Annotated in this window: 14 protein-coding genes; 5 read left to right on the forward strand and 9 right to left on the reverse strand. The window is 61.2% G+C overall.

Annotated features, from left to right (window positions below; all coding sequences use genetic code 11):
- Positions 1–73 precede the first annotated feature (73 nt).
- Together ybfE and ybfF are read right to left on the reverse strand one after the other, a co-directional pair.
- Complete coding sequence (gene ybfE / locus ABLU50_RS08160) at positions 74–367, reverse strand: LexA regulated protein (protein WP_004885954.1); 294 nt, start codon at positions 365–367, stop codon at positions 74–76.
- A 133-nt stretch (positions 368–500) separates the two neighbouring features.
- The gene (gene ybfF / locus ABLU50_RS08165) at positions 501–1274 is read right to left on the reverse strand and encodes an esterase (protein WP_053810641.1); all 774 of its coding nucleotides are present in this window, start codon (positions 1272–1274) and stop codon (positions 501–503) included.
- Positions 1275–1457: 183 nt separating this feature from the next.
- Between ybfF and seqA the strand changes: the two genes are divergently transcribed.
- The 3 genes from seqA to ABLU50_RS08180 are packed head-to-tail and all read left to right on the forward strand — an operon-like array spanning position 1458 to position 4171.
- Complete coding sequence (gene seqA / locus ABLU50_RS08170; protein ID WP_017901421.1) at positions 1458–2006, forward strand: replication initiation negative regulator SeqA; 549 nt, start codon at positions 1458–1460, stop codon at positions 2004–2006.
- A gap of 32 nt (positions 2007–2038) precedes the next feature.
- Complete coding sequence (gene pgm, locus ABLU50_RS08175; protein ID WP_002894773.1) at positions 2039–3679, forward strand: phosphoglucomutase (alpha-D-glucose-1,6-bisphosphate-dependent); 1641 nt, start codon at positions 2039–2041, stop codon at positions 3677–3679.
- Between the two features lie 54 nt (positions 3680–3733).
- The gene (locus ABLU50_RS08180; RefSeq protein ID WP_004885958.1) at positions 3734–4171 is read left to right on the forward strand and encodes a hypothetical protein; all 438 of its coding nucleotides are present in this window, start codon (positions 3734–3736) and stop codon (positions 4169–4171) included.
- On the opposite strand, the gene kdpE is transcribed toward ABLU50_RS08180, so the two are convergent.
- Genes kdpE through kdpF form a run of 6 tightly spaced genes read right to left on the reverse strand, consistent with a single transcriptional unit; the run spans position 4153 to position 11938 of the window.
- Complete coding sequence (gene kdpE / locus ABLU50_RS08185) at positions 4153–4830, reverse strand: two-component system response regulator KdpE (RefSeq protein WP_002894776.1); 678 nt, start codon at positions 4828–4830, stop codon at positions 4153–4155. The genes ABLU50_RS08180 and kdpE overlap by 19 nt on opposite strands.
- Complete coding sequence (gene kdpD, locus ABLU50_RS08190; protein WP_057214014.1) at positions 4827–7514, reverse strand: two-component system sensor histidine kinase KdpD; 2688 nt, start codon at positions 7512–7514, stop codon at positions 4827–4829. The genes kdpE and kdpD overlap by 4 nt, the downstream gene beginning before the upstream one ends.
- Positions 7515–8090, reverse strand: coding sequence for a potassium-transporting ATPase subunit KdpC (gene kdpC / locus ABLU50_RS08195; RefSeq protein WP_004885963.1), 576 nt, complete (start codon positions 8088–8090; stop codon positions 7515–7517). It lies immediately after the preceding gene.
- A gap of 10 nt (positions 8091–8100) precedes the next feature.
- Positions 8101–10149: a potassium-transporting ATPase subunit KdpB gene (gene kdpB / locus ABLU50_RS08200; RefSeq protein WP_004885966.1), complete on the reverse strand. Its 2049-nt coding sequence runs from the start codon at positions 10147–10149 to the stop codon at positions 8101–8103.
- Positions 10150–10169: 20 nt separating this feature from the next.
- Positions 10170–11849 carry a potassium-transporting ATPase subunit KdpA gene (kdpA, locus tag ABLU50_RS08205; RefSeq protein WP_087832749.1) on the reverse strand — a complete coding sequence of 560 codons (1680 nt, stop codon included), beginning with the start codon at positions 11847–11849 and terminating at the stop codon, positions 10170–10172.
- The gene (gene kdpF, locus ABLU50_RS08210) at positions 11849–11938 is read right to left on the reverse strand and encodes a K(+)-transporting ATPase subunit F (RefSeq protein WP_020323459.1); all 90 of its coding nucleotides are present in this window, start codon (positions 11936–11938) and stop codon (positions 11849–11851) included. The genes kdpA and kdpF overlap by 1 nt, the downstream gene beginning before the upstream one ends.
- Positions 11939–12243: 305 nt before the next feature.
- Here kdpF and ABLU50_RS08215 point away from each other — a divergent pair, with 305 nt between their 5' ends.
- The gene (locus ABLU50_RS08215; protein WP_004142243.1) at positions 12244–12453 is read left to right on the forward strand and encodes a DUF2517 family protein; all 210 of its coding nucleotides are present in this window, start codon (positions 12244–12246) and stop codon (positions 12451–12453) included.
- A 182-nt stretch (positions 12454–12635) separates the two neighbouring features.
- On the forward strand, positions 12636–14078 hold the full coding sequence (gene phrB, locus ABLU50_RS08220) for a deoxyribodipyrimidine photo-lyase (RefSeq protein ID WP_087832750.1): 1443 nt from the start codon (positions 12636–12638) through the stop codon (positions 14076–14078).
- Here the strand turns inward: phrB and ABLU50_RS08225 are convergent.
- Positions 14050–15528, reverse strand: a complete 1479-nt coding sequence (locus tag ABLU50_RS08225; protein ID WP_004885969.1) for an MFS transporter — start codon at positions 15526–15528, stop codon at positions 14050–14052. The genes phrB and ABLU50_RS08225 overlap by 29 nt on opposite strands.
- Positions 15529–15563: the final 35 nt, after the last annotated feature.

Raw genomic sequence — 15563 nt, forward strand, 5'->3', positions numbered from 1 at the left:
GGCAAGGGCGCGGAAACAGCAATCACGCCCGACTGCACACTCTGCTACATGAATGCGGATTTTTCGCGGAAAGTTAGAGTTTTCCCTGGCTGCGCAGGGCGGTTAATTGCGTCATCAGCATCTCTTCAATGAGATCGCTGCGGCTCATATTACGCGCTTCCGCCAGTTCGTTGAGCGCATCGACCGCGTCGGCGTTGAGCTTTAGCTCCACGCGCTTCAGCCCGCGCACTTTATCGCGTTTCAGCTGATTACGTTTGTTGATGCGCAGTTGTTCATCGCGCGACAGCGGATTGGTTTTCGGTCTTCCCGGGCGACGCTCGTTTGCGAACAAATCTAATGTCGTACGGTCCGTTTGTTCTTTTGCCATGATTCTGAGTGACTTCGGGGAAACAAGCTGCCGGGCTCTAGCCGGCGCAGATAGCGCGCCATCATACATCAGGCGAACGGCTGCGCCAACGACCGCGGGCATTCTGCGGCGCGGTCGGGCATATTTTAGCCAATCAGGCGGCTATGCTCGTCAGATAGCGGCGGATCGCGCGCAACACCGCCTCGGGTTTCTCGGCATGGACCCAATGTCCGGCGCCGGCAATGACGTGGGCCCGAGCCTGCGGGAACTGGGCCAGCAGCGCGTCGCGGTAGGCGTCGGTCACATAGGGGGAGTTGCCGCCGGGAATAAACTGCGTTGGGTGCGGCCAGGCCGGGATGGTTTCCCAGCCGACGATATGCGGGTACTGGTCCCACAGCACCGGGACGTTGAAGCGCCAGTCGCCGTCGACGAAAGATTTCAGCAGGAACTGAATCACGCCCTCTTCCTGCAGATGCTCGCGCATCACCTGCGCCGCCTGCTGGCGAGTGCTGGCGGCGGATTCGCTGACGGCGCGGATAGCGGCGAAGATCTCATCATGGCGGCGAACGTGATAATCCACCGGCGCGATATCAATAGCCACCAGACCGCTGATGCGCTCCGGGGCCAGGGCGGTCAACGCCATCACCGCTTTGCCGCCCATCGAATGGCCGATAAAGGTGGCCCGTTCAATCTGATGTGCATCGAGCGTGTCGAGCAGATCCTGCGCCATCGCGGGGTAGGTCATCTCTGGCGACCGCGGCGACAAACCGTGGTTGCGCATATCGACCTGCAGAATATCGTGGTCGGCGATCAGCTCGCGGGCGAGGATGCCCAGGTTGTCCAGGCTGCCAAACAGACCATGGACCAGCACGATCGGGGAGTGGTTGTGCGGATTCTGTGCAGATTGCGCTCGGCTATTTAATTTCATGGCAAAGTTCTTTTTTTCGCTCCGTCGGGTTAGGGTATTATGTTGGACATTCTGCCATCCGGCTGCAAGACCCAGAAGTTTTCTGAGTTTTACCGCCATCCTGGTTTGACGCTATCCGCGGTTGGGATTTGTACTTATAATCCCAACGATTTGTATTCAGAAAAGATATCGCACTGGATTAAGATGAAAACAATTGAAGTTGATGATGAACTCTACCGCTATATTGCCAGCCACACTCTGCATATCGGTGAGAGCGCATCCGACATTTTACGGCGTATGCTGAAATTTTCCGCCGTTTCCCAACCGGCTACACCGGTCAGCAAAGCCGCGCCGACGCTGGCGCCCACGCCTGCCGCTGAGGTGAAACCCGCTAACCCGGTGAAAGATAAAGTCCGCGCCATGCGCGAGATGCTGTTATCTGATGAATACGCCGAGCAGAAGCGCGCGGTGAACCGTTTTATGCTGGTGTTGACCACCCTCTATTCCCTGGACAGTAAAGCATTTGCCGAGGCCACTGAGTCTCTGCACGGCCGCACGCGCGTTTACTTCGCGGAAGATGCGCGTACGCTGCTGAAAAGCGGTAATCAGACCAAACCGAAACAGGTTCCTGGTACACCGTGGTGGGTGATCACCAATACCAATACCGGCCGTAAATGCAGCATGATTGAGCACATCATGCAGTCGATGCAGTTCCCTGCGGAACTGATTGAAAAGGTTTGCGGCACGATCTAGCTTTTTAACATTTGCACCAGAAGGATCAGGCAATGGCAATCGATAAACGTGCGGGGCAGCCTGCGCAACAGAGTGATTTGATTAACGTCGCCCAACTGACTGCTCAGTACTACGTGCTGAAGCCTGAAGTCGGTAATGCGGAGCATGCGGTCAAATTCGGCACCTCCGGCCATCGCGGCAGCGCGGCGCGTCACAACTTCAACGAACCGCATATCCTGGCCATCGCCCAGGCTATTGCGGAAGATCGTGCGAAGAACGGGATCACCGGTCCGTGCTATGTCGGTAAAGATACCCACGCCCTGTCCGAGCCGGCGTTTATTTCGGTGCTGGAAGTGTTAACCGCCAACGGCGTTGACGTTATCGTTCAGGAAAACAACGGCTTCACCCCGACGCCGGCGGTTTCCAACGCGATTCTGGTGCATAACAAAAAAGGCGGTCCGCTGGCGGACGGCATTGTGATCACCCCGTCACACAACCCGCCGGAAGATGGCGGTATCAAGTACAACCCGCCAAACGGCGGTCCGGCTGATACCAACGTCACCAAAGTAGTGGAAAACCGTGCCAACGAACTGCTTGCCGCTGGCCTGCAGGGTGTGAAACGCATTTCTCTGGACGCGGCGCTGGCTTCCGGCCACGTCAAAGAGCAGGATCTGGTGCAGCCGTTCATTGAAGGCCTGGCGGACATCGTCGACATGGCGGCGATCCAGAAAGCGGGCCTGACGCTGGGCGTCGATCCGCTGGGCGGGTCCGGTATCGAATACTGGAAGCGCATTGGCGAGCACTACAAGCTCAATCTGACCATTGTGAACGACCAGGTGGACCAGACCTTCCGCTTTATGCACCTCGATAAAGACGGCGCCATCCGCATGGACTGCTCCTCGGAATGTGCGATGGCGGGCCTGCTGGCGCTGCGCGATAAGTTCGATCTGGCATTTGCCAACGACCCGGATTACGACCGTCACGGGATTGTCACCCCTGCCGGGCTGATGAATCCGAACCACTACCTGGCGGTGGCGATTAACTACCTGTTCCAGCATCGTCCGCAGTGGGGCAAAGAGGTGGCGGTCGGTAAAACCCTGGTCTCCTCGGCGATGATTGACCGCGTGGTGAACGATCTGGGCCGCAAGCTGGTGGAAGTGCCGGTGGGCTTTAAGTGGTTCGTTGACGGCCTGTTCGACGGCAGCTTCGGCTTCGGCGGCGAAGAGAGCGCCGGGGCCTCCTTCCTGCGCTTCGACGGCACGCCGTGGTCCACCGATAAAGACGGCATCATCATGTGCCTGCTGGCGGCGGAAATCACCGCAGTGACCGGGAAAAACCCGCAGGAGCACTATAACGAGCTGGCGGAACGCTTCGGCGCGCCGAGCTACAACCGTCTGCAGGCTTCCGCGACCTCCGCGCAGAAAGCGGCGCTGTCTAAGCTGTCGCCGGAAATGGTCAGTGCTGACACCCTGGCGGGGGATCCAATCACCGCTCGTCTGACCGCGGCGCCGGGCAACGGGGCGGCGATTGGCGGCCTGAAAGTGATGACCGACAACGGCTGGTTTGCGGCACGCCCGTCAGGCACCGAAGACGCCTACAAGATCTACTGCGAAAGCTTCCTCGGCGAAGAACATCGCAAGCTGATTGAAAAAGAAGCGGTAGAGATTGTCAGTGAAGTGCTGAAGAACGCTTAACGGCGCACGATTATCAGGCCCCTTGCGGGCCTGATTTTTTTCGCAAGGATAGCGATGAAAATACAACGGAAGTCCCTGTTTTTGTTCTGGGCGTGGATGGATCTCTTTTTCGTCCTGCAATTCTTATGGTGGAATATTGCCCACCGCCGACTCCCTTTTTACGACGACCTGCTGGCTTATCTCCAGCTGCTGCACACCTGGGGCTCTGCGGCGGTCTGGCTCTATCCGCTAAATGTGCTGCTGATTATCAGCATCCCGTTGTCGATGATCCTCTTTTTCCGTCAGAGCCGCTATGGGCTGTGGCTGGCCTGGGGGCAGGCGCCGCTCAGGCTGGTGTTTATGCAGCCTTCGCTTTCTTTGGGTCTGTGGCTGATTCAGGCCGCCGGCGTCAGGCATTTAGCGATCCTGGCAGGCTTCCTGCTGCTCTCTGAAGGGCTGAAAATCACCAGCCTCTGGTACTGCAGAGGCGGGGCTCAGGGCATAAAGCGATAGCCAATCCCGGTTTCGGTCAGCAGATGCTGCGGGCGCGCCGGATCGGCCTCCAGCTTTTGCCGCAGGTGACCCATATAGATCCGCAGATAATGGCTGTGCTCCACGGCGTTAGGGCCCCACACTTGATTCAGCAGCTGGCGCTGGGTAAGCACTTTGCCGGGATTATTCAATAACGCCGCCAGCAGACGAAACTCGATGGGCGTCAGGTGGATCTCTTCGCTGCCGCGCAGGATGCGGCGGGCAGGGATATTGACCTCCAGGTCGGCGAAGCGCACCACCGGCTCGTCGGCCTGCGCCGCGCCGTGGCGACGTAGCGCGACGCGCAGGCGGGCCTGCAGCTCGCCGATGCCAAAGGGTTTACTTAAGTAGTCATCGGCGCCGGCATCCAGGGCGGCAATTTTGTCATGCTCTTCGCTACGCGCTGACAGGACGATAATCGGCATCTGACTCCACTGGCGCAGGTCGCGAATAAAATCAATGCCGTCACCATCCGGCAGGCCGAGATCGAGGATCGCGAGGTCGGGCTTACGGGTGGCGGCTTCGATCAGCCCGCGCTGCAGGGTTTCCGCTTCAAATACGCGCATGCCGTCGGCTTCCAGCGCGGTGCGCAGAAAGCGACGGATAGCGTGTTCGTCTTCGATAATCAGAACGTTAATCACAATTCCTCAGATAGCTCTTCCAGTTCAGGGGGCGTTTCTCCCGGCAGTGTAACACGGAATGAGGCGCCGCCCTCTGGCCGGTTGCTGGCGGAGATGGTCCCGCCGTGGACGTCGACGATGGCCTGACAGATGGCAAGGCCCAGCCCGACGCCGGGGATCGCCGATTCTTTGTTGCCGCGGGCGAATTTATCAAAGATAGCCTGTTCCTGGCCCGCCGGGATCCCTGGACCATTATCCCATACTTCCAGCGACAGCTGCCGGGCGTCCGCTTCGGCGCGAATACCGATGTCCGCCCGGGCGCCGGCATACTTATGGGCATTCTCCAGCAGATTAATCAGCACCCGCTCGAACAGCGGCCCGTCAACATGCACCAGCTGCAGCGGATCGGGTAAATCCAGTTGAACGTGCTGGCCGCCGAGGCTCGGTTCGAGCATGCGCAGCGCGCTGCCGACCACCTCCTCCAGCGTCAGCCACTCCTTGTGCAGATTAAAACCGCCGGACTGGATCCGCGCCATATCCAGCAGGTTGTTCACCAGCCGGGTGGTGTTGAGCACATGCTGGCGGATTTCGTTGGCCTGCGGGGCATGCTTCGAGCCCTCGCTGGCCAGATCGAGGGTCAGGATTTCCGCCTGGCCAAACAGCACGGTCAGCGGGGTACGCAGATCGTGCGAGAGGGCGGCGAGCAGCGAGTTACGCAGGCTTTCGCGCTCGCTGGTTAGTCGGGCCTGCTCTTCGCTGGCGGTCAAGGTGAGACGCTCCAGGGCGCTGGCCACCAACAGGGTGAAGGTCTCCAGCAGCCGCTGCTGCTCCGGGATCATCAGCTGGCGCAGATTCGCCGGCTCCACCACCAGCAGGCCCCAGGTGCGGGCGGCGCTCTTCAGGGGCAGGATCTGATACGGCACGCCGGGCAGGGTATCGGTGCCGGCGCCGGCGGGTTGACCCTTATCAAAGCTCCAGCGGGCGATGGCATCATCCCACGGCGTCAACCCGGGCTGGTGGGTTAAGGGCAGCAGTTTCCCCTGGGCGTCCGGGAGCAGCAGCTGGCTGCGGGCCTGAAAGGTGGAGGCGATAAACCGCTCGCTGGTGGTGGCGATATCCTGCTGGCTACGACCCACCGCCAGCGCTTTGGACATCTCATACAGATGGCGGGTACGCCGCTCGCGGTAGCGCGCCACCCGCGCCTGGTAGCGCACGCCGGCGGTGAGGTTACCGATAAGCAGGCCCACGGTGAGCATCACGCCGAAGGTGAGCAGATACTGGACATCGGACACCGCCAGCGTGCCGCGCGGGGCGACAAAAAAGAGATCGAAGCTGATAACGTTGATCACCGTCGCCAGGACCGACGGCCAGCGGCCATAGAGCAGGGCGATGATCACCACTCCTAACAGATAGAGCATCACCAGGTTGGCGGCTTCGAAGGCCATCAGCCACTGCATGGCCACCAGGGTAATGATGGCGCATAGCGCCACCGCCACCGCGCAGCCCTGCAGCTGTAGCCGCCATTTCTCCAGCGCCGGACGGCTGTCGCTGGCGCGCGCCTGAAGGGGGAAGGGCTTTTCATCCAGAGCGATGACCACCAGATCGAGGTCCGGCGCGTGGCGAGCCAGACGGTCGGCAAAACCGCTACGATCCCACCAGCGGCGCTTGCTCTGGCGGCCGATGACAATTTTCCCAAGGTTGTGTTCGCGGGCGTAATGGAGAACCGCTTTCTCTTCTGACGGGTCGGAGAGGGTGGCGGTTTCGGCGCCCAGCTCCTGGGCCAGACGCAGCGCGGCGAGGATGGCCCGTCGCCGGGCTTCCGGTAGCTGGTGCAGGGAAGGGGTCTCGACATACACCGCATGCCAGACGCTGCCCAGACGGGCGGCGAGCCGTGCGGCGGCGCGCACCAGCTTTTCGCTGCCGGTGTTGTGCCCGATACAGAGCAGGATCGCGTCTCGGGTGTGCCAGACTTTCTCCTGGCCCTGGCGGTCGCGCCAGGCGCGCATCTGCTCATCGACGCGATCGGCGGTGCGGCGCAGGGCCAGTTCACGCAGCGCAATCAGGTTCCCTTTGCGGAAAAAGTTCTCGATAGCGCGCTCGGCCTGGCCGCCGATATAGACTTTGCCCTCATTGAGCCGCTGGCGCAGATCGTCAGGGGGCAGATCCACCAGCACCACGTCGTCCGCGGCGTCAAAGAAGGGATCGGGGACGGTCTCTCGCACCTGCACGCCGGTGATCCCGCTGACGACGTCATTCAGACTTTCCAGATGCTGGACGTTAACGGTGGTGAAGACGTCAATCCCTGCCTCCAGCAGTTCGTCCACATCCTGCCAGCGCTTTGGATGGCGGGAGCCGGGGGCATTACTGTGCGCCAGCTCATCCACCAGAATCAGCGCCGGACGGCGGGCGAGGGCGGCGTCGAGATCGAACTCATACACGTAGCGCCCGCGGTGGGCGAGCCGCCGCGGCGGCAGGGTGCTCAGGCCCTGCAGCATCGCGGCGGTCTCTTTCCGGCCGTGGGTCTCCGCCACGCCAATCAGAATATCCAACCCCTGCGCCCGGAGCCGCTGCGCTTCCGCCAGCATCGCCCAGGTTTTCCCCACCCCGGCGCAGGCGCCGAAGAACACTTTTAGTTTGCCGCGATGCGGGGCGGCGGTGTGCTGCAGCAGGCGGTCAGGGTCCGGACGCAGCGGCTCGTCACTCATTTACTTATCCTTCAGGGCATCCAGCGCCATATTGAGTTGCAGTATATTGACCACCGGCTGGCCAAGGAAGCTCAGCAGCGGCTTTTGTGTGGCCTGGTTAACCAGCGCGGTCACCTGGTCGACGCTCAGCTGGCGCGCTTTGGCCACCCGCGGCGCCTGCCACAGCGCGGCGGCCGGGGTCAGGTTGTTATCGAGACCGCTCGCCGAGGTGGTGACCAGTTCGACCGGCACACGCGGGTCGGCATCCGGGTTTGCGGCGCGCAGGGCCTGCACCCGCTCGCTCACCGCCTTATCCAGCGCCGGGTTGCTGGCGGCGAGGTTGCTGCCGCCAGAGGCCATCGGGTTATCCGCTGTCTCCGCGGTGGCTGACGGGCGACCCTGGAAATAGCCTGCGGCGGTAAAGTTCTGGCCAATCAGCGCCGAGCCGCGCACCTCGCCGTTCATGCGGATCAGCGAGCCGTTGGCCTGTGAGTTAAACCACCACTGCCCCAGGCTGGTGGTCAGCAGAGGATAAACGCCGCCGGTGAGCAGGGTTAACAGAATAAATAGCACAAGTGCTGGACGAATCAATGACATAGTTTGTTCCTCACACCAGACCGCTCAGGGTTAGCAGCAGGTCGATGGCTTTAATACCGATAAAAGGCACCAGCAGACCGCCGAGGCCGTAGATCCACAGATTGCGGCGCAGCATCGCCGAGGCGGAGAGCGGGCGATAGCTCACCCCTTTCAGGGCCAGCGGGATCAGGAAGACGATGATCAGCGCGTTGAAGATAACGGCGCTGAGGATCGCCGACGATGGCGAATGCAGGCCCATCACGTTCAGCATGGCCAGCTGGGGATAGACCGCGGCAAACGCCGCCGGAATAATGGCGAAATATTTCGCCACGTCGTTGGCAATACTGAAGGTGGTCAGCGAGCCGCGCGTCATTAGCATCTGTTTGCCGATATGGACCACCTCAATCAGCTTGGTGGGGTTGGAATCCAGATCGACCATGTTGCCCGCCTCTTTCGCCGCCTGGGTGCCTGAGTTCATGGCCACCGCCACGTCGGCCTGCGCCAGCGCGGGCGCGTCGTTGGTGCCGTCGCCGGTCATCGCCACCAGCCGACCTTCCGACTGATACTGGCGGATCAGCGCCAGCTTGGCTTCCGGCGTCGCTTCGGCGAGGAAATCGTCGACGCCGGCCTCGGCGGCGATCGCCGCGGCGGTCAGGCGGTTATCGCCGGTGATCATCACCGTTTTAATGCCCATTTTGCGCAGCTGGGCGAAACGTTCTTTGATGCCGCCTTTGACGATATCTTTGAGTGAAATAATCCCCAGCACCTTTTCCCCTTCGGCGACCACCAGCGGCGTGGCCCCCTGGCGGGCGACCTCTTCCACCTGCTTCTCGACATCGGCAGGGAAGTGGCCACCGTTGGCCTCTACGTGGCGGCGAATGGCGTCCACCGACCCTTTGCGGATCATGCGCTGATCGATATTGATGCCGCTCATCCGCGTTTGCGCGGTAAAGGGGACAAAGGTGGCGTGCAGCGACTGCAGATCGCGTTCGCGCAGGTTAAAGCGCTGTTTCGCCAGCACCACGATGCTGCGTCCTTCAGGGGTTTCGTCCGCCAGCGAGGAGAGCTGGGCGGCATCGGCGAGGGTTCGCTCTTCCACACCGCGCGCCGGCAGGAAAGCGGAGGCCTGGCGGTTGCCGAGCGTAATGGTCCCGGTTTTATCCAGCAACAGCACATCAACGTCGCCTGCCGCTTCCACCGCGCGGCCGCTGGTGGCGATCACGTTGGCGCCCAGCATACGGCTCATCCCGGCGACGCCGATGGCCGACAGCAGACCGCCGATGGTGGTCGGGATCAGGCACACCAGCAGCGCCACCAGTACGGTGACGCTGACCGCATTGCCGCTCCACGCCGAGAATGGCCAGATGGTGGCGGTGGCCAGCAGGAACACCAGCGTCAGGGCGATCAGCAGGATCGTCAGGGCGATTTCGTTCGGCGTTTTACGGCGCTGGGCGCCTTCCACCATGGCGATCATCCGGTCGAGGAAGGTTTCTCCCGGGTTAACGCTGCAACGGATCACCAGCCAGTCGGAGAGGATGCGCGTCCCGCCGGTCACCGAGGCGAAATCACCGCCGGATTCGCGGATCACCGGAGCAGACTCGCCGGTAATGGCGCTTTCATCCACCGAGGCGCCGCCTTCGATGACTTCACCATCGCAGGGGATAATATCCCCTGCTTCCACCAGCACCACGTCGCCTTTGCGCAGGTCTTCCGCCGGCACGTGGTCGACCGTCGCGTCATGCTGCGGGGCGCGCAGCTTACGGGCGAAGGCCGTTTTTTTCACCCCTTTCAGGCTATTGGCCTGGGCTTTGCTGCGGCCTTCCGCCATCGCTTCGGCAAAGTTGGCGAACAGCACGGTAAACCATAGCCAGATACTGATGGCGGCGGTAAAAGTGGCGCTGCCGGTCAGGGCGCCGCCAGCCATGGCGATGGCCAGCAGGGTGGTTAACAGGCTGCCCACCCAGACGATAAACATCACCGGATTGCGCCACTGCACCATCGGGCTGAGTTTTTTAACGGCATCCAGCAGCGCCTGGCGCACCAGCGTCGGCTCCAGCAGGGCTAATTGTTTGCGACTCATAACAGGGTGCTCCGCATCGCTCAAAGTAAGGAAAAGTGTTCGGCCAGCGGGCCAAGCGCCAGCGCAGGAATAAAGGTCAGGGCGCCAACCAGCAGCACGGTGCCGATCAGCAGACCGATAAACAGGGCGTCGTGGGTGGCCAGGGTGCCGGGGCTGGCCGGTTGAATTTTCTTCGCCACCAGCGAGCCGGCGATAGCCATCACCGGAATGATGACGGCGAAGCGTCCAGCCAGCATGCAGAACGCCAGCAGCAGGTTCCAGAATGGCGTCGCCGCGCCCAGGCCGGCGAAGGCGCTGCCGTTGTTATTGGCCGCCGAAGTGACGGCGTACAGCACTTCGCTAAAGCCGTGCGGTCCGGGGTTGAACATCCCGGCGCGGCCGGCCTCGGTCATCATCGCCAGCGCCGTGCCGAGCAGCACCAGCGTCGGGGTGACCAGAATGGCCAGGGCGATCATTTTCATTTCCCGGACATCGATTTTCTTTCCGAGGTACTCCGGGGTGCGGCCGACCATCAGGCCGGCGATAAACACCGCCAGCATAACGAACAGCAGCATGCCATAGAGACCCGAGCCGACGCCGCCGAACACCACTTCGCCAATCTGCATCAGCCACATCGGCACCATCCCGCCCAGCGCGGTGAAGGAGTCATGCATGGCGTTGACCGCGCCGCAGGAGGCGGCGGTGGTGATCACCGCGAACAGACTGCTGGCGAGAATACCGAAGCGGCTCTCTTTACCTTCCATATTCAGGCTGCTGTCGGCGCCCAGCGTCATCAGGTGCGGGTTACCGCGGGTTTCCGCCCACATCACCACGGCGACGCAGAGGATAAAGATCAGCGTCATCGCCCACAGGATGGCGCGCCCCTGGCGGCGATCGCTCACCACCTCGCCGAAGGCGAAGCACAGCGCCGCCGGGATCAGGAAGATGGCCAGCATCTGCACGAGATTGGTCAGCGCCGTCGGGTTTTCAAACGGATGGGCGGAGTTGGCGTTAAAGAAACCGCCGCCGTTGGTGCCCAGCAGCTTAATCGCTTCCTGTGAGGCGACGGGCCCCATCGGCAGCAGCTGGTGCGCCCCTTCGAGGGTGGTAAAGGGCTGGTAGGCCTGCAGGTTCTGCGGCACGCCCTGCTGAATAAAGAACAGGGCCACCAGCAGAGAGAGCGGCAGCAGCAGCCACAGGGTAATGCGCGTCAGGTCGACCCAGGCATTGCCGAGGGTGGACATTTTCTGCCGGGCGAAGGCGCGGGTCAGGGCGAAGACCACGGCGATGCCGGTGGCGGCGGAGAGGAAATTCTGCACCGTCAGCCCCACCATCTGGCTGAGATAGCTCATGGTGCTTTCGCCGGCGTAGGCCTGCCAGTTCGTATTGCTGACAAAGCTGACCGCGGTGTTGAGCGCCAGATCCCACGTCAGCCCCGGCAGGTGCTGCGGGTTAAACGGCAGCACGCCCTGCAGCATCAGCAGGGCAAACAGCGCCAGGCCGCCGAGGGCGTTGAACAGCAGGAGCGCCAGCAAATACTGCAGCCAGCCCATCTCTTCGGCGCGGATCCCGGCCACGCTCCACAGGACGCGCTCGATCCCGGCCAGGCCGGGAAGCGGGATGTCATTCACCATTCTTGCCAGACACATCCCCAGCGGGCGCGCCAGCACCAGCAATACCAGCAGATAGCTGGCTAATAATAAAAATCCCTGGGCAGCCATCAGAATGCCTCCGCATGTATCAAGGCATAAACCAGATAAGCCAGTAACAGGAACACCAGCCCAACGCCAGTGAGTACGCCTGCAGTCACAATCCACCTCCGGGTGTGTTTTTGATTTACCAGGAGAATAGAAATTACGGCGCAAAGATTTCGCAAAAATCCGCGGGCGCGGTGTAAAAAAAGTATAAAAATGACAAAGGCACAAATTAACTAATGGTTAGTATTAATTTAACTTTTTTGTAACTAATTTACGTGGCGAATGTAAATTAAGTATAAATACGTGCTTTTTAGTGGTCGGATGAGTAGTAAAATTACAACCAGAGCGGTATTATTTTGCTCAGACAAACATGATTAATTTTCCGGCGCTGCTTGCCGGCCTGACAAAGGGGAGAGAAATGATGGCGTTGTACAAAGCTTATCCTGCTCATATTATTTTGCTGCGTCGTGCTTTCGCCGTCGTGGCTGGCGTCGCGGCGCTGCCGGTGATGCTGTTCTGGAAGGATCGCGCCCGCTATTACAGCTGGCTGCACCGTGTATGGTCGAAAACCAGCGAGCAGCCGGTGTGGATGGCGCAGGCGGAAAAAGCCGCGCACGACTTCTACTAATTCGCCCTGCTGCGAGGAAAACCACTAACCGCCGGTTGCCCCGGCGGTTTTTTTTCGCCGCTTGTCTACACTCGTTTTCAGGCGCCGCAGCGGAATTGGCAGGTGCTTATTTTGCCGGGGCGCGCTATTTTTGCCGGCTTAGATCATAAGATGAGTTTTGCTGACGGAGAGTGAGGAGTGATATGGCCACCCATCTGGTCTGGTTACGCACGGATTTACGCATTCACGATAACCTGGCGCTGGCCGCCGCCTGCCGCGATCCGCAGGCGCAGGTGCTGGCGCTGTATATTGCCACCCCGGGGCAGTGGCGCGAACATCACCTGGCGCCGCGGCAGGCCGCTTTTATCGCCAGCCATTTGCACAGTCTGCACACCGCGCTGGCGGAGCGGGGCATACCGCTGTGGGTAGAAGAGGCGGACGATTTTAGCGCCAGCGTCGAGCGGCTGGCCCATTTCTGCCAGCAGCACCAGGTCAGTCACCTGTTCTACAACTATCAGTACGAATTCAATGAACGCCAGCGCGATGCCGCCGTTGAGAGCTCCTTGAGCGAAGTGATTTGCCAGGGATTTGACGACAGCGTCCTGTTGCCGCCCGGCAGCGTACTGACCGGCGGCGGCGAAATGTATAAAGTCTTCACCCCGTTTAAGAACGCGTTTATTCGCCGGCTGCGGGAAGGATTGCCGGCGTGCGTGGCCGCGCCAAAGCCGCGCCAGGCGCCCGCTCGCCTGGCGCCGCCGGTGCCGGAGCTTAACTATCCGCAAACGCCGTTCGATGGGCTGCTGTTTGCCGCGGATGAAAAAACGGCGCTGGCGCGGCTGCGCGCGTTTTGTCAGCAACCGGCGGCGGATTATGAGGGGCAGCGCGACTTCCCGGCCGTGGAAGGGACCAGTCGCCTGTCGCCCTGCCTGGCCATCGGGGTGCTGTCGCCGCGCCAGTGCCTGCATCGGCTGCTGACGGAACACCACGCCGCACTGGATGGCGGGGCAGGCGCCACCTGGCTTAATGAGCTGATCTGGCGCGAGTTTTATCGCCATCTGATGGTCTACTATCCGAAACTCTGTAAAGGTCGGCCGTTTGTCGCCTGGACCGATAAGGTCGCCTGGCGCGAAGAGGATGGCGCCCTGCAGGCCTGGCAGCGCGGGGAGACCGGCTTTCCGATTGTCGATGCCGCCATGCGCCAGCTTAACGCCACCGGCTGGATGCATAACCGGTTGCGCATGATTGTCGCCAGCTTCCTGACCAAAGATCTGCGCCTCGACTGGCGGGCAGGGGAGCGCTATTTCATGAGCCAGCTGATTGACGGCGACCTGGCGGCGAACAACGGCGGCTGGCAATGGGCGGCTTCGACGGGCACCGACGCCGCGCCCTATTTCCGCATATTTAATCCCACCACCCAGGGCGAGAAGTTTGATAAGCAGGGGGTGTTTATGCGTCGCTGGCTGCCGGAGCTGGCAAAGGTGCCGGAGAAGGCGCTGCATCAGCCGTGGGTGTGGGCGGATAAACAGGGGGTGACGCTGGATTATCCGCGCCCGATAGTCGATCACAAGCAGGCGCGGCAGGAGACGCTGGCGGCCTGGGAGGCCGCCAGAAAGGGGATTATTCCACCGCCAGACGGCGGGTCCTGACCTTCAGCGAGTGATACAGCCAGATAACCAGCACTACGCCGACGCAGGCCAGCGCGCCCCAGGTGATCTGGCTGAAGACGTTGATGTAGGCGTCAATGGAATAGTTCACCGCCCCGGCGACGTCGAATGACGCCTGCGAGGTCTGGTCGGCGATAACGCCGGCCAGATAGTTGGCGATGGCCCCGGAGAGCAGCATATAGATGCCGGTCAGCACCCCGGTCACCCCCGGGATCTCAATGCGGGTGATTTGCGACATCGCGACCGGGTCGATAAACAGTTCGGCAAAACCCATCACCGCCAGTCCCAGCACCATCAGCGGCATGGACGACTGGCCATAGGCCGCCGACCAGCGGGCGCTGAGGGTCAAAATGCAGAACCCGGCGCTCATCAGGCCCAGACCGAGGGCAAATTTCCCCCAGATGCGCACGGTGCGGTTACCGCCGACGCTCTCTTTCACCAGCCACGCCAGCACCATGCCGCAGAGCATCACCGCAAAGGCGTTGATCGACTGGAACATAGCGGTAGGGACTTCGTAGCTCATGATATGGCGGTTAACGAAGCGGTCAATATACAGGCTGATGGAGCTGCCGCCCTGTTGGGCGAAGGCCCAGAACAGCAGGCTGAAGGCGGTCAGGACGACGATCAGGCGCAAATCCTTGCGCTGTTTATCGGTCTCGGCACGCAGGTAGATCCGCGCCAGTACCGCGAGGCCAATGGCCGTGGCCACGATCAGGGCATACACCGACCACTCCTGCCAGAACAGCACGGCAATCAGCAGCGGCGCGATGACCAGCAGTACCAGCAGCCAGCCCCAGTTCGGCAGCAGGAAGCGGCGGGCGCACAGCGCCTGGCGGTTCACGCCGGCGGTATGCTGGAAATGACGGTTGCCGCAGAGGAAAATCACCAGTCCCGCCACCATGCCGATGGCCGCCAGGGCAAAGCCCATCGCCCAGCTATACTCCTCCTGAACGTAGCCGCAGGCGATCGGCGCGATGATCGAGCCGATATTGCCCGCGGCATACATCAGCGAGAAGCCGCCATCGCGACGCGGATCGGCGGGTTCGTACAGTTCGCCCAGCAGACAGCTGACGTTGGATTTAAACAACCCGTAGCCGCAGACGATGATCGCCAGCGACAGGTAGAGGAAGGCCGGGGCGGTTTCGCTGGCCCCGAGCACCAGATGGCCAATGGCCATCAGCAGCGCGCCGAGCATGACTGCCATCCGGTTGCCTAACAGTTTATCGGCCAGATAGCCGCCGAGGATCGGCGTTACATAGACCAGCGAACAGTAGGCACTGAACAGGGCGTAAGCGTGGTTATCGTCATATTTGAGCTGATTGGTGAGATAGAGGATCAGCAGGGCGCGCATGCCGTAGAAGCTAAAATATTCCCAGATTTGCAGCGCCACGACGTAGTAAATCGCCCGCGGTTGCGATGATGTTGTCTTCATGAGAAGTGTGTTTCCTGGCCTAAAGCGAAAGTCGA

It is taken from the genome of Klebsiella sp. GG_Kp173 (assembly GCF_040062415.1).
Lineage (GTDB): Bacteria > Pseudomonadota > Gammaproteobacteria > Enterobacterales > Enterobacteriaceae > Klebsiella > Klebsiella quasipneumoniae.